A 23,919-nucleotide genomic window follows, 5' to 3' on the forward strand; every position below is an offset into this window, starting at 1 on the left:
ACAATACTGATTTTTCAGTACTCAACTCATTATATCAAGCCAAGCTTAGAAGCAAAAACAATCGCTTCCAATGAATTATTAGCGCCTAGTTTTTCTAAAACCCGTTGTCGGTGGGTATTCACAGTATGCACACTGATAGCTAATTTATCTGAAATCTCTTTACTTAAAAAACCATCTTTGACCAAATGAAGAATCTGAATTTCTCGTTGCGATAAAGCCACACTTGGTTCTTCAACTCTTTTAAGCTCATCATCTAGAAAAGGAATTATTTTCCCCGTTCTAAAATTCAACAATTGGCTTTTTAAGCCCTCATTTATTTCCTGATTAGGGGACACGTCTATGATACTCAGCGACAACCACATATTGCCATAAGTATCTAATTCCAATATCTGATGCTGTTCTACTACCCTAATGTATTTATCCTCCGCATTTAATATCCTGTACTCATTAATCAACTTATAATCGGTTTTTTGTTCTCTTGAAAAGGCAAAAAATAGCTTCAAGAGTGATATTCCGTTTCTGGTAAGCTCCATTAAATCTTTAGGATGAATTTTGGTATCTAGGAAAATATGGTCTTTTACTTCAATCTGTGCTAAATCATAGCCCAGCAGACTACTAAAATTAGGGGAATAAAATACGTGTTCTTTTCTAAAAGAATCAAAAACACTTACACCACTATTCCCCAAACGAGCCAAAGTATGCAAAAGAGGCTTATGTTTTTCGAGAATAGCATAATCTAATTCCTCTTCAACAAATTGCTGTTGGTTTAGTAATGTTATGTAGGTAGTGGTAATGTGTTGTTGTTCTTCAGTCATAGAGGGTCATTTATTATGCAAATGTATCTTTCAATCAGCTTATTTCATTCATCAAACTATTAATTTATTGGTATTATATCAAAGTAGATGGCACATATTTTTAGCATAAACTAATAATAGTCATGATTTAAAAAATTAATCGTCATAGTCTAAAAAATAGTTTCCTCCGAATTTCGTGCTTTATAAAAGCTACTTCATAATATGAATCAAAAAAGAATTCAACATACTAGTTTACTTGATAAAGTAATAACAGCCCAAGAGGCTGCCCAGTTTTTTAAAAATGGCATGACTGTTGGCTCAAGCGGTTTTACCCGTGCGGGCGATAGCAAGGCAGTCTTAAAAGCATTGGCAGCAAGAAAACATGCAGATGAGTTAAAAATAACTTTGATTACGGGTGCTTCATTAGGGCATGATATAGATGGCCAATTGGCAGAAAACAATGTCCTTGCTAAAAGAATCCCGTTTCAGACTGATACCATCCTTAGAAAATATATTAATAGTGGCGAGGTTTTATTTGTAGACCAACACCTAGGAGAAACTGCCGAATTGATTAATAATAAACACTTGCCTGAAATCGACATAGCCGTAATTGAGGTTGCTATGATAAAAGCCGATGGTAGTGTTATTCCTACAACATCTATTGGCAACTCTGCCACTTTTATAGAAAAAGCAAAAGTAATTATCCTTGAAATAAACCTATCGATTCCGACAAGCATAGAAGGAATTCACGATGTGTTTTATCCTGGGGAATATCCTAATCGTAAAATTATCCCAATTACTCAAGCCAATACATTAATCGGGCAAAATAGCATTCCTTTAGATGTGTCGAAAGTTATTGGTATTGTTTTTACTAATATCGCTGATAGCCCTGCTTCTATAGCAGAACCTGACGAAAAGACTATCGCCATTGCTGGTTATTTATTAAACTTTTTAAGAAACGAAATAAAGGCTGGTAGACTCACTAATTCACTTTTACCTTTACAAGCAGGCATAGGTAAAGTAGCGAATGCCATCTTTGAAGGTTTTGTTGATAGTGAATTTCACGACCTTACAATGTATTCAGAGGTATTGCAGGATAGTACTTTCGATTTGATAGATGCTGGTAAGCTAACGTTTGCTTCGGCATCGTCAATCACTGTCTCTTCAGCATGTTATGAAAAGATATTCATGAATTTTGATAAGTACAAAGATAAGATACTGTTGCGTCCGCAGAATATCAGTAATGCTGCCGAGGTAATCCGTAGACTAGGCATTATTGCCATTAACACAGCCATAGAATGTGATATTTATGGAAACGTAAATTCAACACACGTGTATGGCACAAAAATGATGAATGGAATAGGTGGCTCAGGTGACTTTGCCAGAAATGCTTACTTGTGCATTTTTGTCACGCAAGCGGCCTCTAAAGAAAATAATATATCACACATCGTTCCGATGGTTTCACACGTAGACCATACCGAACATGACGTAGATATTATTGTAACCGATTATGGGTTAGCGGATTTAAGAGGATTAGCACCTCGCGAAAGAGCGATTAAAATTATTAACAACTGTTCTCATCCAGACTACAGACCTTTGCTATTAGACTATTATCAAAGAGCTTGTCAGGAAGGCGGACATACTCCTCACCTACTCAACGAAGCACTTGAATGGCAGGCTAGATTAATAGAAACAGGGAGCATGAAAGTGGATGAATATGCATTGAGTTAGATTAATTAAGAGTCAATGATTTCAACACTCCCTAAATTTGTATCGAAAAATCATTGACTCTGTTTTTTTGGAAATCGAATAACCATCTTACAATATATTGATTTTCAATGTATTAACAAAATGAATGATTATTCATTTTGTTAATACTAACCTTATAATTACTTATTTTGTCACTAACTAACACAGAATAGAGATAAATTTATTTGCATTGATAAGGAAGAATCATGATAATTAAACGAACTCCTGAAAATAGCATTTCATCAATAAAATCATCAGATATTTACCACTCAAAAGATAAATATATATTCTCTTACTATTATGTGTGACAGCATCAAAGTTTTCCGTACTTTGGTGCTGTTTCTATTTAATTAATAAAATACATACTTAAAACCCAAAACTATGAGTGCTTTACTTTTTTTAGTTGCTTTTGCTTTCATTGTGGTTTTCCTTTCTATTGTTATTGTCAACCAAGGTACGGTTGCTGTAATAACAGTTTTTGGTAAATACCATAGAGTAATGACGCCCGGCTTAAACTTTAAAATTCCGTTTATCGAATTTATTTTTAAGAGAATCTCGATTCAAAACCGTTCAATGGAACTAGAATTTCAGGCAATCACTTCCGATCAGGCAAATGTGAATTTCAAAGCCATGCTAGTGTATGCCGTATTGAATCAGGAAGAACAAACTATCAAAAATGTAGCGTTTAAATACATGGATGAGCGCTCGTTTATGCAAGCTCTTATTCGTACTGTAGAAGGTACTATCCGTGCTTTTGTAGCTACTAAAAAACAAGCAGAGGTATTGTTATTACGTGGCGAGATTGTATTGAACGTTAAGAATGAATTAGACGAAACCTTAGAACAATGGGGATATCATTTGATAGATCTACAATTGAATGATATTGCTTTTGACGAAGCCATTATGCGTTCGATGGCACAGGTAGTAGCATCGAATAACCTAAAGGCTGCTGCTGAAAACGAAGGTCAGGCATTATTAATTACTAAAACAAAAGCTGCTGAGGCAGAAGGTAATGCCATTAGAATATCGGCAGAGGCAGAGAAAATTGCTGCGCAGTTACGTGGACAAGGTGTGGCGCTCTTCCGTGAAGAAGTAGCTAGAGGTATGGCTGAATCAGCTAAAGTAATGAATGAGGCTAATCTGGATGCTTCGTTGATACTTTTCTCAATGTGGACAGAGGCGGTTAAGCATTTTGCGGAACAAGGTCAGGGTAATGTTATCTTCTTGGATGGTTCTACAGAAGGAATGGACAAAACAATGAAACAAATCATGGGTATTCAGCAATTAAAAGAAGGTGGCGATTATGTTGCTCCTAAATTGCCTAATGCGAAGAAATAACCAAGCAACATTATATTTTTAATGAAAAGCGACACTAAAATTGTCGCTTTTTTGTTTATTTTGTATAAGTAAAAACCCAATTTGATGCAATTCTCTCATTTACACTGTCATACGCAATACTCTCTCTTAGATGGAGCTTCTAAAATTTCTGGGCTTTTTGCCAAAGCAAAAGCTGATAATATGCCTGCTGTTGCCATAACTGACCATGGTAATATGTTTGGTGCCTTTCAGTTTGTGGCAGAGGCAGGTAGACACGAAGGGGTAAAACCCATTGTGGGCTGTGAGTTTTATGTAGTTGAAGACCGTTTCAAAAAACAATTTTCTAAAGAACAAAAAGACAAACGCTATCATCAATTGATGTTAGCCAAAAATGCTGAGGGCTATGCCAACTTGGTAAAGTTGTGTTCTTTAGGTTTTATTGAAGGGCTTTATGGTAAATATCCGCGTATTGATAAATCTCTTATCCTGCAATATCACAAAGGCTTAATTGCTACCACTTGTTGTATCGGAGCATCGGTGCCTCAGGCAATTTTAAGAGGCAGCGAGGAGGACGCTGAAAAAGAGTTTAAATGGTGGTTGGATATTTTTGGAGAAGACTATTATGTAGAAGTACAAAATCACCAAATACCTGACCAATTAAAATGTAATGAGGTATTACTGAAATTTGCAAAGAAATATAATGTTAAGGTAATAGCGTCAAACGATTCTCATTACTTAGACCAAAAAGATGCCAACGCTCACGATATTTTGTTATGTATCAACACAGGCGAAAAGCAGGCTACGCCTACTTACAAAGATGTTGATGATGGCGAATCGGTAAAAGGAAAGCGTTTTGCATTTTATAATGACGAATTTTATTTCAAGAATACACAGGAAATGACCAAGCTATGGTCTCATATTCCTGAGGCGATTGATAATACCAATGAAATCGTTGGTAAAATAGATACGCTTCGTCTGAAACAAGATATCATGTTACCTAATTACGAAATCCCACAGGGTTTTGTCAATCAGGATGATTACTTAGAACACCTCACTTGGGAAGGTGCTAGAAAACGATATGGTGAAGCTTGGGAAAGTATTGAAGTAAAAGACAGACTGAGCTTTGAATTACATACCATTCGTACGATGGGCTTTGCAGGATACTTCTTGATTGTATCAGACTTTATCAGGGCTGGTAGAGAACTAGGTGTTTTTGTAGGGCCTGGTCGTGGTTCTGCTGCTGGTTCAGTAGTTGCTTACTGTATCGGCATTACCAATATCGACCCTATTAAGTATAACCTACTTTTCGAGCGTTTCTTGAATCCTGACCGTAAATCAATGCCCGATATTGATACGGACTTTGATGATGAAGGTCGCCAAAAGGTAATTGATTATGTGGTTGAAAAATACGGTAAACAACAAGTAGCCCATATCGTTACCTATGGTACGATGGCGGCAAAAATGTCCATCAAAGACGTTGCCCGTGTGATGGATTTACCCTTGAATGAATCCAATGAATTAGCCAAATTAGTGCCAGATAAGCCAGGAACAAACCTTAACAGAGTAATGAATGCTCCGTTAATTGGTGACAAGTCATTGGCCGAAAAAGAACAATTTCAGCCAGAAGATATTGAGAATGTAAAAAAACTTCGTGAAATCAGGCGTGAAGGGTCATTGCGTTCTAAAGTATTAGAAGAAGCGCTGGTTTTAGAGGGTTCAGTACGTGGTACGGGTATTCATGCGGCTGGTATTATTATCGCTCCAAAGGATTTAACTGAAATTCTACCTGTTTATTCTTCTAAAGAGGTAAACTTATTAATTACACAGTTTGAAGGAAAAATCATTGAAGATGCGGGTGTAATTAAAATGGACTTTTTGGGTTTAAAAACCCTGTCTATTTTAAAGGAAGCTTTGCGATTGATTAAACAAAACCACGGAATAGATATTGATTTGGATAATATTCCTCTTGATGACGTCAAGACGTATGAATTATATCAAAGGGGTGAAACCAATGCTACTTTCCAGTTTGAATCTGCTGGGATGCAAAAACACCTGTTGGATTTAAAGCCCGATCAGTTTTCGGATTTAATTGCCATGAATGCCTTGTATCGCCCTGGTCCTATTGCTTATATTCCCAACTTTATTGCCCGTAAACATGGTCGAGAAGAAATCGCTTATGATTTACCCGATATGGAGGAATACTTGGCAGATACTTATGGTATTACTGTCTATCAAGAACAGGTGATGTTGCTGTCGCAGAAATTAGCGGGCTTTTCGAAAGGTGATGCCGACGTGCTAAGAAAGGCGATGGGTAAGAAAGACCGCTATACGCTTGATAAAATGAAAAGTAAGTTTGTGGATGGCGCCAAAGAAAAAGGACACCGTGAAGATAAACTTAATAAAATCTGGACCGACTGGGAAGCATTTGCACAATATGCTTTTAACAAATCTCACTCTACTTGCTATGCTTTTGTGGCATATCAAACTGGGTACTTAAAAGCACATTACCCATCAGAATACATGGCTGCGGTAATGTCTAACTCACTGGGGAACATTGATAAAATTACATTCTTTATGGAAGAATGTAGACGAATGGGCTTACCAGTATTAGGACCAGACATCAATGAATCGTATCGTTCTTTTGCTGTTAACAAAAAAGGAGAAATCCGTTTTGGTTTAGGAGCCATCAAAGGAACTGGTGATGCCGCCGTGGAAAGTATCATTGAAGAAAGGGACAAAAATGGTGCATATAAAGATATTTTTGATTTTGTAAAAAGAGTAAACCTTAGAACGGTTAACAAAAAGACCTTAGAAAGTCTGGCTTATGGAGGAGGTTTTGATTGCTTCGACAATATTCACAGAGCTGTTTATTTCGCTGATGTTGAAGGAAGTAATTTCATTGAAAAAATTATTCGTTATGCCAACAAAGCTGTTGAAGTAGCTGCTTCTGCCCAAGGCTCGCTATTTGGAATGCTGGGCGACGGTGGCGGTGGAGACATCGCAACGCCAAAAATTCCCTATATTGAGAAATGGGGACAAATGGAAAAACTTAAATTTGAGAAAGAAGTGGTCGGAATTTATATTTCGGGTCACCCTCTGGATGAATATCGTTTAGAATTAGAAAGTTTCTGTAGTTGTACGCTAGATAGAGTAATGGAGCCTATTTTCAAAGGAAAAGAAGTTTCTGTAGGGGGAATTGTCACTAAAGTTGTCGAAAGGTACTCAAAGAATGGAAATCCATTCATGCTATTTACATTGGAAGATTATAATGGAAGTTATGAGTTTGCTTTATTTGGTGAAGATTTTGTCAATCTTTCCAAATACATTGCTCCTGATAGGTTCTTGTATGTAAAGGGACAAATTAAAAACCGTTGGGGTCGTCAAGATGAATGGGAGTTTAAACCTGTTTCTATTCGATTATTATCTGAAATTAGGAATCTGTTCTCTAAAGAGTTAAAAATAAGTGTTGGTGTGCAATTGGTCAATGCTATTTTTATTGAGCAATTAAATAAACTGGTTTCACAGAATCAAGGTACTTGTAACTTAACGCTAACGGTTTATGACCCAGAAGATAAAGTGGAAGTAACGATGCTTTCAAGAAAAAATAAAATTTCACCAAGCAATGAATTCCTCAATGAATTACAATTAATTCAGGGAGTAACGTATAAACTTAACTAAGTGATTAGTAATTGGAAATAGTAGCAAACTAGGCTATCTTATTTATTATAAGGCATAATTATGAATTTAAGAAACTAAATATCATTTATCTTGTGCTTGCCTAAAATAGGTTGACAAAAATTTCAATTTATTTATGAGCAAATCGAAATTAGATTCTAAAAAAAGTACAAGTTTAAAAATTCGTCAGAGACGGATTTTTAGTGAATCGTTCAAACGAGAAAAAGTTCAAGAATTAACTGCTGGACTTTATACTGTGTATTCTTTTAGTAAATTGTGGGGAGTAGCTCCTTATACGGTTTATCGTTGGATTTACAAATATTCTCCACAACATAAACAAGGCATAACTATGGTTGTACAACAAGAAAGTGAAGCCCAGAAAACTGCTGATTTATTAACTCAGGTTGCTGAACTTGAACGTCGTTTAGGTCAAAAACAAATGCAAATAGACTATCTTGAAAAATTAGTAGAGCTTGCATCCAAAGAATATGATATTGATTTAAAAAAAAACTTCAATGTCAAACTTTAGAATATTTTCGGTTGCATGCTCGTCATTATCCAATGAATGATTTATTCAAGCTTTGTGATATTTCAAGACAGGCTCATCATCAGCGACTTATCAGAGAAAAGAACTGGGCTTCATTAGAGTATTTGGTTGTTGGGTTAATCATGCAAATAAGGGAAATACATCCTGGTATGGGTTTAAGAGTGATTTACGACATTCTTAAACCTAATGGATTGGGTCGTGATGCCTTTATCAGTATTGGACTTACTTATGGATTTAGATTAATTACTTATAAGAACCAAATCAGAACAACTTTTTCAAGCCCATTTAGTCGTTATAAAAATCTGTTAGTGGATAAGCAAATAGACAATATTGACCAGTTGTGGACAAGTGATATTACTTATTATAGCATCGCAGATAAGTTTTACTATATTGTCATGATTATAGATACTTATTCTCGAAAAATAATAGGTTATGCCACTGCTGACAACATGAGAGCTGAAAACAATTGTCACGCTCTTAAAATGGCTTTCCATACTCGCAAAAAGAAAAAGTACACAGACCTTATTCACCATTCAGACAGAGGTGGACAATACATTAGTGATGACTATGTCACCTTGCTCAAGAATGCTAATATAGGAATTAGTATGTGTAATGAGGTTTATGAAAATGCTCATATTGAAAGAGTGAATGGTACTATTAAAAATCAATACCTTAGATATTGGAATATTACAACATTTGAAGAGTTAAAAACCAACGTCAGAAAAGCAATAAACACTTATAATAATAAACGACCACATAGCTCTTTAGATAAAAGAACGCCAGACTCGTTTGAACAATACATCAAAGAACTTGAGGTCGATAAAAGACCTAAATTAAACATTTGGACATCAGATGGAACAAAAAAAACAGACCCAAATCAAACTATATTACAATTTTAAGTACATTAAACAGGATAATAAAACCGTCAACCTATTTTAGGCAAGCACATCTAATCACTATTCACCAATCACTAATTACTAAAAAAATCTCATGCTTAAAAAATTATTCATTTTTGCTTTACTAGCCTATTGCACTTGGAATTGTAGCTCTGGAAAAAAAGCCCTTGAACAAGGCAATTATGACGAAGCCGTAGAAACTGCTATTAATAGATTACAAAAAAGTCCTACTAATACAAAAGCTCAACAAGTATTAAAAGAAGCTTTTCCTGCTGCATTAAATTTTCATTTATCCAAAATTGAGAATTGGAAACACTCACAAGAAAATTTTCGTTGGGAACGTGTGGTGGCTGAGTATCAACAGATTCACCATTTAGCTGATGATTTAGTAGCTTGTCAAGCTTGTTTAAAAGTAGCAGGTACACCCAAAAGGTTTTATGATGCATTACAAACTGCTAAAATTTTAGCAGCAGATGAACGATTCGCTGAGGCGCAATCTGCATTAAGTCAAGCCAATAACAATCGTAATGCAGCCAAAGATGCTTTCAATAATTTTTCGGTAGTTCAAGAATTAGTCCCTACTTATCCTAATATCAAAGCCAAATTAGATGAATCTTATGAACTAGCCAGTATTGATGTTGTAGTAGAACAAGTAAGCGTTAATTCTCCTACTTATGCTTTAAGCAATGAGTATTTTCAGGGAAAAATTAACGAATTTTTGCGTACTAATCCTAAATTAAATCAATTTGTACGCTTTCATGCACCAGAGGAGGCAGAACAAAATAAATTAAAGCCAGACCAAATCATTCATTTACAATTTGATGACTTTATTGTAGGACAAACATATGTAGAGACTAACACCAACACTGTAACAAGTAAAGACAGTGTGAAAGTGGGAGAAACGACCGTAAATGGGAAAAAAATAGCTGTTTATAATAAAGTAACGGCTAAATTGACGCAATCTAGAAAAGCGATTACTTCAAAAGGAATACTAGATTTTCAGGTGATTGATTTTAAAACTAAACAAAAAGTTTATCAAGATAAAATAGCAGGAGAATTTGTTTGGGTAAATGAATGGGCAAATTTTAATGGCGACGAAAGAGCTTTAACCAAACAGCAACTTAGCCTTACTAGAAATAAAGAACTCTTACCGCCCCCTCCTCAGCAATTATTTACTGAATTTACTAAGCCCATTTATGACCAAATTACCCGAAAAATAAAAAAATATTATGAAAATTATTAAAAATAATAGCATTAATCATTTGAATATCAAGATAAAAGCCTAAAACCTTTTTGTTTTACCAAAACATAGGAACTAAGATGTTAAAACATTTTGTTTTAACTTTGAGAAAAGAAATTAACTTAATTAAAAAATAAAATGGGAAAATACGTAGTAGCAACCGATGATAATTTTCAAGAATTAATCAATTCAGATAAACCAGTATTAGTAGATTTTTGGGCAGAATGGTGTGGACCTTGTAAAATGATTGGACCAATCGTTGAAGAACTAGCTGGTGATGTAGAAGGACAAGCAATTGTAGCTAAAATGGACGTTGATGCAAACTCAACAGTTCCTTCAACTTTAGGAATTCGTTCTATTCCAACATTGTTGATTTTCAAAAATGGTGAATTGAAAGAAAGATTAGTAGGTGGAAATATTCCAAAAGCTGTGTTATCACAAACTTTGTTGAAACACGCTTAATTTTTTGAGTTTAGGGTTTATGAGTTTAAAGTTCATAAGTCTAATATTTATGAGTAGCTAAAGTGAGTTTAGCGTTTATAAGTTTAAAGCTTATGAGTATTTAAAGTGAGTTTAGCGTTTATAAGTTTAAAGCTTATGAGTGTCTAAAGTGAGGTTAGCGTTCATAAGTTTAAAGCTTATGAGTGTCTAAAGTGCATTAAATTACTTATGCAAAAAGAGGTCAAATTGATTTAGCGATTTGACCTCTTTTTGTTTTTATTCGTAAACTCATAAATCTATCATACACATACTCATAAACCCTAAACTCATAGACTTTAAACTTTAAACTCATAGACTCCTAAATGCTTTCCAAAATCACTGCACAAGCTTTTCTAATTTGTTCTTCGGTAATAATTAAAGGCGGTGCGATTCTCATTGAGTTATCACAGAACAAAAACCAATCTGTTACTATTCCTTTTTCGATGGCTCGGTCGATAATAGGCTTCAATGTATCAAAATCTTCAAACTCAACCGCCATCATCAAACCTTGATTTCTTACTTCTTTAATTTTTTCATGCACCAATAAGGATTTGAATAAAGTAGCTTTAATTTGCACTGATGTCAAAAGGTTTTCTTCCAGAATCACTTTCAGCGTAGCTAATGACGAGGCACAACTTACGGGATGTCCACCAAAAGTAGTAATATGTCCCAGAATAGGATTGTTTTTAAATACACCCATTACTTCGTGATTAGCAATAAATGCACCTATCGGCATTCCTCCTCCCATTCCTTTGGCACAAAGTAAAATATCTGGATAAATGCCAAATTGTTGAAATGCCCAAAAAGTACCTGTTCTACCAAAGCCCGTTTGTATTTCATCTAAAATCAACAGTGTTTTAGTTTCCTCACAGCGTTTTTTTAAGGCTAAAAAATATTCTTTTGTTGGAATACGTACTCCTGCTTCTCCGCCAATAATCTCAATAATTACGGCAGCTGTCTTTTCCGTAATTAAAGCAATATCCTCTATTACCCCATGTCGGATATTTCTAATGCTTGGTAAAAGTGGACGAAAATTTCTCTTGAAATTCTCACTACCTGATAGCGACAATGCCCCTTGGGTAGCACCATGATAGGCATTAAAACAAGAAATAATTTCTTGTCGCCCCGTAAAACGTTTTGCCAATTTCATGGCACCCTCAACTGCTTCAGTGCCTGAGTTTGTAAAATAAACATTATCTAATGGTTTTACATTTCCTTCGGTTGGCGTCAATGTTTTTACCAAAGCCTCAGCCAATTCTACTTGGGGCGTTTGTACATATTCGCCATATACCATTAAGTGCAAATATTTATCTACTTGGTTCTTAATGGCTTCAACCACTTTAGGATGACGATGTCCCACATTTGACACCCCAATACCTGAAATTAAATCCATGTATTGTTGTCCTTTTTTTCCATACATATACACTCCTTCTGCTTGCTCGATTTCTAAGGCTAAAGGGAAATCAGACGTTTGGGCAACATTTTTTAAGAATAGTTCTCTATGTGTAATCAAGATTTTGTATTTTTAGTTGATAAGTATTTCTAATAGCTTTAAGCAATAAGCTTTGAGCTGTGAGATTTCAGTAAACACAAAATTACAATTCATTCATCATTTAACTAATTACCAAATGAAAAAACACTTTTTACTATTATTAGTACTACTATCATTCTGTTCTCTTGCCCAAGAAAAGACAGATTTGAAAACTATTCAACAAGCCAATGCCATAGTTCCCTCCTCATCCTCTGCTCCTGCTCCAGTCGTTACCAAACATCAAACTATCATTAACGGTCAGCCTATTTCATATACCGCAACTACGGGCTATATGACGTTGAAAGACGAATCGGGTAAACCTAAAGGCAACATTTTCTTTATCGCCTATACGAAAGACGGCGTAACAGACATTACTAAACGCCCGATGACTTATACTTTTAATGGTGGTCCAGGGTCTGCATCTGTTTGGCTTCACATGGGTGCTATTGGTCCTAAAAGAATTTTGATGTCGGATAAAGGTGATGCCTTGGCTCCTCCTTATAAATATGTTAACAACGAATATTCTTGGTTAGATAAAACTGATTTGGTATTTATTGACCCTATTAATACAGGTTACAGTCGTGCCGTAAATGGTGAAGACCCTAAACAGTTTTTGGGGTATGTAGAGGATATTGAGTCGGTAGGCGAATTTATCAGATTGTACACTGTAAAATATGGCAGATGGTCTTCTCCTAAGTTCTTGGCTGGAGAAAGTTATGGCACTACCCGTTCTGCTGGACTTTCGGGTTATTTGCAAGATAAGTTTAATATGTATATCAATGGTATTTCTTTGATTTCTTCGGTATTAAATTTTCAAACTATTCTATTCGACAAGGGAAATGAATTGCCTAATATTCTATACATACCTACGTATACAGCCATGGCATGGTATCATAAGAAAATCGCCAAAGAATATCAAGGAGATTTACAGAAAGCCCTACGTGAAGCCGAACGTTTTGCTTTAAACGAATATGCTACGGCATTGATGAAAGGTGATTTATTACCAGAAGAAGAGAAAAAACAAATTGTTCAAAAACTCAGTAAGTTGACGGGTGTATCAGAAACATTTATCCAAAATGTTAATTTACGCATAGAAATCAGTCGCTTTACCAAAGAGTTATTGCGTGATGAAGGCAAAACTGCTGGACGCTTGGATGGACGTTTTACAGGAATTGATTATGATGATGCAGGCGAAAGATACGAATTTGACCCAAGTTTGGATGCTACTATTTCAGGGCCATATTCTACTACAGTAAACAACTATTTACGTCAGGATTTAAAATATGAAAACGATTTGCCGTATTTGATGCTGACGGGCAGAGTACAGCCGTGGAATTATAATAATGTGCAAAACAAATATTTGAATGTAGCTGAAACGTTGCGACAAGCAATGGCAAAAAACCCATATTTAAAAGTTTGGATACCCTCGGCTTATTATGATTTAGCCACGCCATATTTTGCGGCTGAATATGTGGTATCACACATGGGTTTGCGACCAGAACAACGTAAAAATGTAAAATTCACCTACTTCGAAGCTGGACACATGATGTACATCCACAAAGCATCATTGATTAAACTGAAAAAAGAAGCTGATGAGTTTTATGATGAGGCTTTGAAATGAAAAGCAGAAGATTGGTCAACTTTTACAAAGTTGACCAATCTAAAAGAGCTACTCAAAAAGAGACAAACTTAATTATTATACTTCCCTAGCCATTTTGCTTTTAATGTTGCTCTGGCTTCAACAAATTCTTTATCGGTTCCCTGTGCAATGGCATCTAATGGAAAACGTAATGGACGAGTACCTTCTTCCATTTCAACTAAAGCCAATACGCCATCAGCAATTGTTTGAGGATTCATCTTGAATTCAGCTAATTTTCCATAAAACGTTGCTCCTAAAGCATTAAAATCTTCATTAGCTTTTTCACCATATTCCGCTAAAATGTCAGTTTTATCAGCTGGTAAGCCAGCTTTACTTCCATTGGTCATTTCTGTAGGATATACGCCAGGTTGAATGCTTACATTTTCAATATTAAATTGTCTTAGTTCATCCTGTAACCCTTCGGTGATGCTTTCTACGCCAAATTTTGACGCTAAATAAGGAATCATAAATGGCAATGTATGCCCACTAGCACCTGAGGTAATATTGATAATCAATCCACTTTTGGCTTTACGCATACTTGGCAATACAGCTTGATAAGTCCGCAAAACACCATAAAAGTTAACTTCAAACATCGCCCTAATTTGGTCTATCGAATAACCTTCTAATAACCCAAATCCTGATACTCCCGCATTGTTTACTACTACATCTATTTTGCCATATTTGGTCAATACTTGCTCAAACGCATCTTTTACAGATGTGTCATTTGTAATATCTATTTCTACCACCTCTACATTTGGCAAAGCAGAAAGTTCTTCAGCAATTATGGCATTCTTAGTTTTTGTTCCTCGCATTCCTGCTATTACGGTATAACCTGCTTTAGATAAAGTGATAGTCATAAGCTTTCCAAAGCCTGTACTTGTTCCTGTAATGAAAATTATTTTGCTCATTGTCTTAATTTTTTATGTTAATTTATGATACAAAATTGCACCAAGGCAGTGCCTATTTCCATTGATAATTAAAGGAAAAAAATCTTGATAAATGTCAAGAGAATTTATTTTTGAAGTGCCTGTTTTCTGATTCTACTGATTGTTTCAGCAGAAATACCAAGATAAGAAGCAATCATATGTTGTGGAACACGGTTGGAAATAGAAGAAAATTTGGAGATAAAATTATGGTATTTTTCTTCGGCAGAAAAGGTAATATTAGCATGTATTCGTTCTTGCATTACTACAAAACGCTTTTGCAAAATATTATTTACAAAGTCATTAAAGACAGGAATAGTTTTGCAAAGCATATCAAAATCATTTTTCTTGATTAAGATTATTACAGAATCTTCTAGGGCATCAATATTATATTTTGATGGCTTTTCAGAAGTCAGGCTTTCTCTGTCTCCTGACCAATGATTTTCAATGGCAAAATTCATGATATGTTCTACTCCTTTGTCATCTACAAAATAAGTACGCAAAAAGCCTTCACAAACAAACGCATTAAATCGCCAGACATCCCCTTCTTGAAGTAAATATTGTCGTCGTCTTAATTTTTTAACTACACTCACCGATTCTATCAAGCTATAATCTTGTTCGTTTAATGTAATTCTTTCTGCTAAGTATTTCTTAAAATAGGCAAACATGTTTGAGAGTTATGAGTTTTGAGTTTCGAGCGTTCGCTTTCGCTATTGAGGTATAACCATTAATGATGTTTATCAAAATTAACTTATTGAGTAAAATTTGCAAAGAATAGTTAACTTTTAAAATTGACTTATCCATCCTTTTCAAATGTTAAATAATTGGATAAAATACCTGAAGGGCTTTTAGATTTTTTATTAAATATTGCAGTATTAGCAAAAACAATGAAATTATCTTTAGCTCTCGAAACAGCTACATTTAACATATTGGGCTTATTATCACGATCAAAAAACATTATGTTGGTGTCTCCTTTTCCATAAACCATTGAAAATAAAATGATGTGTCTTTCGGAGCCTTGCAACGCATGAACAGTTCCTATTTTCATAAGATTAACATTAAAACCTGCATTTTTTAATGCATAAATTAAACTATTTTTTTGACCAACAAATGGTGTAATAATACCAACACTATTTTCTATTTCTCCATATTTTTTCTCTATTATTGCTCTGTTATTTAAAAGCCAAGTTACTATCGCATCCACTTCTTCCAGATTTTGTCTACTCATATTAGATGTTATAGATTTTCCTTCAATATGAATACAATACATTGGTGGGAAAAGTAAATTATTCATCGCTTTTCCTTTAAGAGGCATTAATTTACCATTATATGCCAATACGTTGCAGTAATCAATTATTTCATCATAGCATCGTCGATGCTCAATTAAAAGAACTCCTTTTTCATCAGCATTATTTTCCTTAAAGTTACAGGCATTTTGAGCCATTTTCATTAAACTTCCTCTAGAAGAAAGAAAACCTTTTGTATCAAACTCATTTTCGTAAATTAAATCGTCATAACTATTTATTAATCCATATTTTTTAAGATTACCTATATCTATTTTGTTAGTAATATTCCATACAGGTTCTATTTGTTTTATATCTCCTACTACAATAGCCTGTTTAGCTAATGAAAAAGTAGCAATGCCTACCTCAGGAGAAACCTGACCAGCTTCATCTACAATAAGTAAATCAATAAAACTATATAGAGGAGGTGTATCAAATATATTTTTTCCGTTTTCGTCTTTTTTAAAAAATTTATAAGAATTAAAAAACTTTGGAGCCATATAAAAAGTGCTAACGAAGCAAGGAGTTAGCATTGCTTGCCGTCGCCATCTATTTTTAGAAGGTACTAATCCTTTTTTATCAAAACTATCACTTGATAAATCTTTTTCAAGTTTTAATAAATATTCTCCTTCCCAATAATGCAAAGCTAATTGAAAGGCTTTGTGCCTATGGGAAACGTCTAATTCATCATAAAAACAGTTGGGGCTTAAATTGTTCTTAATCTTTAATAGTTCAAAGCTTAAATATTCCTCCTCAGTTTTAGGAGGGTTTCCAACTATGGAGTTTTCTATCTTCCATTGTTTCCAATTTTGAATAACTCCTATTATTTTATTAGCATCTTTTATCTTACTATCTATTTGTTGAAGAATATTACTTTTACTATAGATAAACTCATTGGGAATTTTTATGAAAGAATATCTTAAAATTATTTTAATTTCAGAAGATCTACTATCCCATGCAAAGCGAAAACCCAAAAAACAAAAAAATGTCCTGAAAAAGGGCTCATTATTAAAGTAATATATAATTTTCGCCTCTACTTCATTTAGAATCTTTATATCATTTTGAAAAATAGCTTCGTATAAAATATCATTATCATAGTATTTTATACTATCAGCTTTATTCATTAAATAGGTATTTAAAAAAAACTGTTCAATGGATAAATATTCCTTCCATTTTAAAGAAGCACTATTAAGAGAGGACTGAATTTGAATTATTTCATGTTGAAGTTTTTTTGTTACTTCTTTGATATTTAAAAGAGGAGAATCAAAATACTGCAAGCTTTTTTCAGTAAAAAACGACTTAGCTTTTTGTAAATAATAATTATTTTCTATCCTATCAAATAATCCTTGACCATTTTGTTTTTTATAATTAATTCCTTTTAAATCAGACTCATTTTTACCATTAGATGGTAAAAATGTTGCATAGCCATCTATATCGGGTAACCATCTTCCTTCTAGTTTTCCTGACCTTGTACTAGACTTTCCAAAACTGTCTATAATATTAGTAACTGCCTGATTATTAGTTGAACAAGCAAGAATTATTGGAGCATCAGTGCCAATAATAGCACTCTCAACAAATTTATTGGCAACAATACTTTGTAACAAAGTAGTTTTTCCAGTCCCTGGGGGGCCATTTACTGCAAAAACCTTGTCTTTCGATTGTAAAAATGTATTAAGACTTCTTCTCTGAGAAATTGAAATCGGAAATTCAAAACCCATTTGTCCTAAATGTAATGAATTGGTATTAACGAAATCTGAAATAGCAAGAGGCGGAATTGTAGGGCTACTATTATTTAATTCAATAAATTCTTTTAATAAAGCAGGTTTTTCATCTTCCTGCAAGATTTTTTCATAAAGTTGGATAATGCCAATAGCAGCATTTATTTCTTCATCTGGGAGTAAGATTATTCCATTTTTAATAATATCATACCCCACAATATGATAATTATCTATTTCTTGGTTAACAATATAGCTAAAGACTTTTTTAACATAATTGATATAATCTAAATAATCTTTAATTTCTTCTTTACCTATAGTACTAGCATCGTCTACTCTTTCTATTGAACTAAAAATATACTCTGTTTTTTCTTCTGCTAAAGGTTCCAAATATTGTCTTTGAACAATTGGGAAAGTTTCTTCAGGAACCTCTATATTTCCTTCTCTATCTAATTGAACACAAAACCAGAAAGGAAGTTTAGGTGCTTTATCTTTTAAAAATACTTGATTATTTGCCTTACTTTTAATTTTTATAGGTGAAATCAGTACTTGAACTTTATTTATCTTAATCCAATTTTCTTTATTGGAAATACCCTTCTTTTTATTAAAACGAACTTCTTCAACGTCAATTAGTTTATTTACATTAATAAGTTCATTAGATAAATTTCGAGTGTCAATATTAAAATCTTCTATTTCAAAATATTCAAGTTTTTCAATATCAATATCTGCTTTAATAGAATCAGACAAACTTTTTTTCCAATAGGTTAACCATTTTTTATATTCCATTCTTATCGTCAAAAGGGTTATTTAATAAATTTTTATGTATAAAAGTCTTCATTACTTCAGCTAAATACTTTTTTAGTAGTTAAATATAAAAACTAATTATAAATATAAAACAAAGTAACTTATAATAGAATCAAAGGATGATTCTACTAACGCCTTATTATTAGCTAGAAACTTAAACTCTCTAGCTAGTGATAAAGGTAATCTGCTTTTCAAAACAACAAAAAATCCGACCAGAACCTGAGCGGATTTTTGTGGTAATTGAAACCTATCTAAAATTTTATACAGCTATATATTTCAAGAATTCAGCTTTAGTAGCTTCTTCTGCAAATTTACCACCATAAAAGCTTGTAATAGTAGTTGATGTATCATCCTTCACTCCTCTTGACGCTACACAAAGGTGTTTGGCATCAATCATGATGGCTACGTCTTCTGTACCTAAAAGTTTCTGTAATTCTTTGGCAATTTGCATTGTTAAACGCTCTTGTACTTGTGGACGCTTGGCAAAATGCTGAACGATACGGTTTAATTTAGACAAACCTATCACTTGTCCATTGGCGATATAAGCCACATGAGCTTTACCAAAAATAGGTACAAAGTGATGTTCGCAATTTGAATAGAATGAAATGTTTTTTTCAACCAACATTTCATTGTATTGATATTTATTTTCAAAAAGAGCCACAGCAGGCATATTTTTAGGGTCGAGACCGCTAAAAATTTCCTTTACATACATTTTAGCTACTCTTTTAGGCGTACCTTTTAATGAATCATCTGTCAAATCCAGCCCCAAAGTCTCCATAATTTGCTTGAAGTGGTACTCAATCTGAGCCATCTTTTCTTCATCGCTCATATCAAAAGCATCTTCGCGCATAGGAGTATCTACCGATGTCATGATATGCTCATCCCCGATTTCTTCATCCGTAAACCTAATTTTATTATTATCAACTAACAGGGTATTCAACAAAGTTTCGTTCGGTTTCATATAATCTAATTTTAAGATCAAAGTTTGAGTTGATTTTTGGCTTTAGTTTGTCATAAATGACGATAGCAATATTTTCCGCAGAAGGATTGATGTCTTTGAATTCTTCGGTATCTAAATTCAAATTTTTATGATCAAATCTATCTAAAATTTCAACTTTGATAAGTTCACTTAATATTTTCATATCCATCACGTAACCAGTTTCAATGTCTATTTCACCAGTTACCTGTACGATTAAATCATAATTATGCCCGTGATAATTGAAATTATTACATTTTCCATAAACACGTTCATTTTTCTCATCCGACCAATTCGGATTATTGAGTCGATGTGCGGCATTGAAATGCTCCTTTCTAAACACCGACACTCTTTTTGGCATCATATTATCTTTGATTTTTTAAAAATTCAACTTTCAATTAGTCATACTTTTTCAACTAATCACTAAAAGTTGGAGACAATCATGCGGAATTTAGTCTCAAAGTTTAAAAGCCGTCTGAAAGGTTGTCAGCAACACTCTTAAACTAAATCAGCGTAATGGTATTCGTAATTAATAACATGAGAAACTTTAACTTTGTTTAATTAATCACAAAAAAGATTAAACAAATATTTATCATGTTTATTTAGAAAATTCTTTCTTACTACAAATATCTTAAAATTATCAGCAATCAATTACTGATTTCAAGGCTTTCGATAAATTATTTGTCAATCTTTCTTTTGAAGCCACAAATTATGATTACTTTTCTCGAAATTATTTCTTAGGTTAGAACATCCTTTTTAGGTTTTGAGTTCAAAAAATTTAAACGAACTCTACAATGCTTACTAAAACATTATCTTCAAACTAAAAAAATGCAAAGACGCAAGTTTATCCAATCAACAGCTCTGGCAAGTACCGCCGCACTGACTATCCCCAATTTTGTATTTGGTGCTAAACAAGAAGAAAAAAAGGTTCGCCTTGGGTTTATCGGTGTGGGCCTCAGAGGAAGGAATCATTTAGAGATGGCAATGTATCGCGATGATGTAGAAATCAATGCTATCTGCGATATCGACCCTAATGCGATTGCTATTTCTTTGAAAATGTTGAAAGATAAAGGTCGAAAAGAGCCTGCTGTATATCAAAAAAACGACCGTGATTTCGAAAACATGGTAAAACGTGATGATTTAGATGGAATCATCATCGCTACTCCTTGGGAATGGCATGTTCCGATGTCTGTTGCCACCATGAAAGCAGGCAAATATGCAGGCGTTGAAGTATCTGCTACGGTTACTTTACAAGAATCTTGGGATTTGGTAAATACATTCGAGAAAACAGGCTCGCACTGTATGATTCTTGAAAATGTATGTTATCGCCGAGATGTGATGGCTGTGTTAAACATGGTTCGTCAGAATCTTTTTGGAGAATTAGTGCATCTGCAATGCGGTTATCAGCATGATTTACGGGGTGTAAAGTTCAACGATGGTAAACAAGCTTATGGTGGTGGCGTAGAATTTGGCGAAAAGGGTTTTTCTGAAGCTAAATGGCGTACACAACATTCAATTGATAGAAATGGTGATGTATATCCTACGCATGGTTTAGGACCAGTAGCCGAAATGATAGACATTAATCGTGGTAATAGATTCCTTTCCTTGACCTCTACTGCTACCAAATCAAGAGGTTTGCATGATTATATTGTAAAAAAAGGCGGAGCAGACCATCCAAATGCTAAAGTAAAATTCAAATTGGGGGATGTAGTAACTACTGTCATTAAATGTGCCAATGGAGAAACTATTTTGATTACGCATGATACTAATTTACCTCGTCCATATTCGTTAGGTTTCAGAGTGCAAGGCACAGAAGGCATTTGGACAGAAGACAATAAATCTATTTACTTAGAAAGCCTAGCTAAAAATCACGATCGCTGGGATCCTTTCAAAGAATATCAAGATAAATATGACCATCCACTTTGGAAAACCCATGCCAAGGATGCTGAAAACGCTGGGCATGGCGGGATTGATTACTTTGTATTAAGAGCCTTTGTGGAGTCTATTAAAAGAAAAGTAGCTCCCCCAATTGATGTGTATGATGCAGCAGTTTGGTCGGCTATTAGTCCATTATCAGAGCTTTCAATTGCTAAAAATTCGGCTTCGGTTGAAATTCCAGACTTTACCAGAGGAAAGTGGAAAACCAACAAACGTATCTTTGGATTAACGGATGAATATTAAATGAGGATTTGAAAATTTGGTGATTTGAAGATTTGAAAATGATGTTTTAATTCAAGAACATTAGTATACAATAAAACATTGATTATCAACTTTTTGACAATTTGAATACATCAAAATACATTTTCAAATCTCCAAATTTTCAAACTTTCAAATTAAAACACTATTTTTGCAGCAATTAATTACCGACCATCGATGAGTAATAAGATTAAAGTATCAACGCCAGGCAGAATTTGTCTTTTTGGTGAGCATCAAGATTACCTAGGACTGCCAGTAATAGCAGCCGCAATTTCTAAGAGAGTAAATATTACTGGTGAAAATAGGAACGATGGAAAGGCAATTTTACATTTACCCGATATAGATTCAGAAATTAGTTTCGATATCTATCCAGAATTACCTTATTTGCATAAAAGAGATTATTTTAGGTCAGCTTTAAATATATTACAGCGACAAGGATATTCTTTTAAAAAAGGATTAGAGTGTACTGTAGAAGGCAATATTCCGATTAATTCAGGGACATCAAGTTCATCAGCATTATTAGCTAACTGGATTCATTTTTTATCCAGAATAGCAGATGAGCCTAAACCATTATCCGCCAGTGAAATAGCAGAAATAGCTTATCGAGCAGAAGTAGTAGAATTTAAGGAAGCTGGAGGAATGATGGATCATTATTCAACGGCCGTTGGCAATGTAATCTATTTGGAATCGACGCCTAAGATTTATGTAGAAACGCTCAAACCAAAATTTGGTAGTTTTGTACTCGGAGATTCATTGGAACCTAAAGATACGGTCGGTATTCTGAAAAGAGTAAAATATGGCGTATTGGAGGCAGTAGAAAAAATCAAAAAGGAGTATCCGGATTTTTCATTGTTTAGCGTTACACAAGAAGACGTCAAGGCATTCGTGAAATTGTTGAATACCGAAGAACTAGATTTGATAAAAGCCAATATCGATAATCGTGAAATTTTGATTGAAGCCCTCGCGTTATTGAAGGCAGAAACATTAAACCATGAAAAATTTGGCGAATTATTAAATCAACATCAATTAAATTTACAAGCATTATTAAAAATATCAACTCCTAAAATTGATAGAATGTTAGCCGCAGCCAAAGCCTCTGGAGCATTAGGAGGCAAAATAAACGGTTCGGGTGGTGGTGGATGTATGTTTGTGTACGCCCCAGAAAACCCTGAAGCTGTCGCTAAAAGTATTGAAAATGAAGGAGGTAAAGCTTATATCATTCAGATTGACGAAGGTACAAGCTTAGAAAATTAACCCAACTAGCAAAATAAAAAATCTTTAAATGGCAAAATTACTAATCATGGCGGGCGGAATGTCGTCAAGAATGAAAAAAGCAGAAGGCACAGAAACGTTAGATTCTACATTAATTGAACAAGCAAACACACTTCCGAAAGGAATGATTGGTGTAGGAAAAGATGGTCGCCCATTTATGGATTATTTAATTTACAATGCACATCGTGCTGGTTATACAGAAGTATTGATTTTAAAAAACCCAAAAGATAACGTTACCAAACCTTATTATGACCAATTGGTAGCCGACAATAAAGCTTGGGGAATTACTTTTAAATACGCCACACAACAAATTGCCCCAGACCGCGAAAAACCTGCTGGTACAGCCGATGCCATCCAACAGGCTTTAGAACAAACCCCTGAATGGAAAGGCGAACGATTCACTGTGTGTAATTCTGATAATTTGTATTCGGTTAAGGTACTTACTTTATTGAAAGATTGTCCTGTACCCAATGCTGTGGTTTCTTATGAAAGTATTGCTTTGGGTGTTGCTCCAGAAAGAGTAAAGGCTTTTGCCGTAATCAAAGCCGATGAAGAAGATTATTTGATTGAAATCATCGAGAAACCAAATGATGAACAAATAGAATCTGCTAGAGATAAAAATGGTAAGATTGGCGTAAACATGAATGTATTCCATTTTTATTATGATGATATTTTGGAATATGTAAGCAAAGAACCATTCAATCCTGTTCGTAACGAGCGTGAATTGCCAAGTGCCGTAATGAAAATGGCTAAAGAAAACGTGAAGAAAGTAATTACGGTACCTGTAGAAGAAAACGTACCCGACCTTACTTCAAAAGGAGATATTTCTATCGTACAGAAATATTTGGTAGATGAGTTTGGTGAGTTTTAAATATAGCCAAA

At 34.2% G+C, this 23,919-nt stretch carries 18 protein-coding genes; 11 read left to right on the plus strand and 7 right to left on the minus strand.

Annotation, left to right across the window (positions count from 1 at the left end; genetic code table 11):
- Positions 1-29: 29 nt before the first annotated feature.
- Complete coding sequence (locus tag AC07N0_RS16410; protein ID WP_494590033.1) at positions 30-815, minus strand: LuxR C-terminal-related transcriptional regulator; 786 nt, start codon at positions 813-815, stop codon at positions 30-32.
- Positions 816-1,016: 201 nt separating this feature from the next.
- Between AC07N0_RS16410 and scpC the strand changes: the two genes are divergently transcribed.
- From scpC to trxA, 7 genes are all read left to right on the plus strand, one after another.
- Entirely contained in the window at positions 1,017-2,525 is a 1,509-nt protein-coding gene (gene scpC, locus AC07N0_RS16415) for a succinyl-CoA:acetate CoA-transferase ScpC (protein WP_494590034.1), read from the plus strand.
- Between the two features lie 399 nt (positions 2,526-2,924).
- Complete coding sequence (locus AC07N0_RS16420; RefSeq protein WP_492799332.1) at positions 2,925-3,881, plus strand: SPFH domain-containing protein; 957 nt, start codon at positions 2,925-2,927, stop codon at positions 3,879-3,881.
- 84 nt (positions 3,882-3,965) lie between these two features.
- Positions 3,966-7,538, plus strand: coding sequence for a DNA polymerase III subunit alpha (gene dnaE / locus AC07N0_RS16425; RefSeq protein WP_494590035.1), 3,573 nt, complete (start codon positions 3,966-3,968; stop codon positions 7,536-7,538).
- A gap of 133 nt (positions 7,539-7,671) precedes the next feature.
- On the plus strand, positions 7,672-8,064 hold the full coding sequence (locus tag AC07N0_RS16430) for a transposase (protein WP_494590036.1): 393 nt from the start codon (positions 7,672-7,674) through the stop codon (positions 8,062-8,064).
- Positions 8,065-8,075: 11 nt separating this feature from the next.
- Positions 8,076-8,981, plus strand: coding sequence for an IS3 family transposase (locus AC07N0_RS16435; protein ID WP_494590037.1), 906 nt, complete (start codon positions 8,076-8,078; stop codon positions 8,979-8,981).
- A 91-nt stretch (positions 8,982-9,072) separates the two neighbouring features.
- Positions 9,073-10,221, plus strand: coding sequence for a hypothetical protein (locus AC07N0_RS16440; RefSeq protein WP_494590038.1), 1,149 nt, complete (start codon positions 9,073-9,075; stop codon positions 10,219-10,221).
- Between the two features lie 135 nt (positions 10,222-10,356).
- Entirely contained in the window at positions 10,357-10,680 is a 324-nt protein-coding gene (gene trxA, locus AC07N0_RS16445; protein WP_309916624.1) for a thioredoxin, read from the plus strand.
- Between the two features lie 337 nt (positions 10,681-11,017).
- Here the strand turns inward: trxA and AC07N0_RS16450 are convergent, their stop codons facing one another.
- Positions 11,018-12,208, minus strand: a complete 1,191-nt coding sequence (locus AC07N0_RS16450; RefSeq protein ID WP_494590168.1) for an aspartate aminotransferase family protein — start codon at positions 12,206-12,208, stop codon at positions 11,018-11,020.
- 118 nt (positions 12,209-12,326) lie between these two features.
- Between AC07N0_RS16450 and AC07N0_RS16455 the strand changes: the two genes are divergently transcribed.
- On the plus strand, positions 12,327-13,850 hold the full coding sequence (locus AC07N0_RS16455; RefSeq protein WP_494590039.1) for a S10 family peptidase: 1,524 nt from the start codon (positions 12,327-12,329) through the stop codon (positions 13,848-13,850).
- Positions 13,851-13,918: 68 nt separating this feature from the next.
- On the opposite strand, the gene AC07N0_RS16460 is transcribed toward AC07N0_RS16455, so the two are convergent.
- From AC07N0_RS16460 to AC07N0_RS16480, 5 genes are all read right to left on the minus strand, one after another.
- Complete coding sequence (locus AC07N0_RS16460) at positions 13,919-14,776, minus strand: SDR family oxidoreductase (RefSeq protein ID WP_494590040.1); 858 nt, start codon at positions 14,774-14,776, stop codon at positions 13,919-13,921.
- 104 nt (positions 14,777-14,880) lie between these two features.
- Positions 14,881-15,459 (minus strand): Crp/Fnr family transcriptional regulator, encoded by a 579-nt coding sequence (locus AC07N0_RS16465; protein WP_494590041.1) that lies wholly within the window; start codon positions 15,457-15,459, stop codon positions 14,881-14,883.
- A gap of 128 nt (positions 15,460-15,587) precedes the next feature.
- Positions 15,588-18,575, minus strand: coding sequence for a DEAD/DEAH box helicase (locus AC07N0_RS16470; RefSeq protein ID WP_494590042.1), 2,988 nt, complete (start codon positions 18,573-18,575; stop codon positions 15,588-15,590).
- Positions 18,576-18,852: 277 nt separating this feature from the next.
- Positions 18,853-19,554 carry a GTP cyclohydrolase I FolE gene (gene folE, locus AC07N0_RS16475; RefSeq protein ID WP_494590043.1) on the minus strand — a complete coding sequence of 234 codons (702 nt, stop codon included), beginning with the start codon at positions 19,552-19,554 and terminating at the stop codon, positions 18,853-18,855.
- Positions 19,514-19,933: a 6-pyruvoyl trahydropterin synthase family protein gene (locus AC07N0_RS16480; protein WP_492799325.1), complete on the minus strand. Its 420-nt coding sequence runs from the start codon at positions 19,931-19,933 to the stop codon at positions 19,514-19,516. Before AC07N0_RS16480 ends, folE begins: the two co-directional genes overlap by 41 nt.
- 464 nt (positions 19,934-20,397) lie before the next feature.
- Between AC07N0_RS16480 and AC07N0_RS16485 the strand changes: the two genes are divergently transcribed.
- The 3 genes from AC07N0_RS16485 to AC07N0_RS16495 all read left to right on the plus strand — a co-directional run bounded on the left by AC07N0_RS16485 (position 20,398) and on the right by AC07N0_RS16495 (position 23,908).
- Positions 20,398-21,750: a Gfo/Idh/MocA family protein gene (locus tag AC07N0_RS16485; protein ID WP_494590044.1), complete on the plus strand. Its 1,353-nt coding sequence runs from the start codon at positions 20,398-20,400 to the stop codon at positions 21,748-21,750.
- Positions 21,751-21,942: 192 nt separating this feature from the next.
- The gene (locus AC07N0_RS16490) at positions 21,943-23,019 is read left to right on the plus strand and encodes a GHMP family kinase ATP-binding protein (RefSeq protein ID WP_494590045.1); all 1,077 of its coding nucleotides are present in this window, start codon (positions 21,943-21,945) and stop codon (positions 23,017-23,019) included.
- Between the two features lie 28 nt (positions 23,020-23,047).
- A complete protein-coding gene (locus AC07N0_RS16495; RefSeq protein WP_494590046.1) occupies positions 23,048-23,908 on the plus strand; it encodes a sugar phosphate nucleotidyltransferase in 861 nt (286 codons plus the stop codon).
- Positions 23,909-23,919: the final 11 nt, after the last annotated feature.

The organism is Arcicella sp. GW821-FHT09D11 (genome assembly GCF_059416265.1).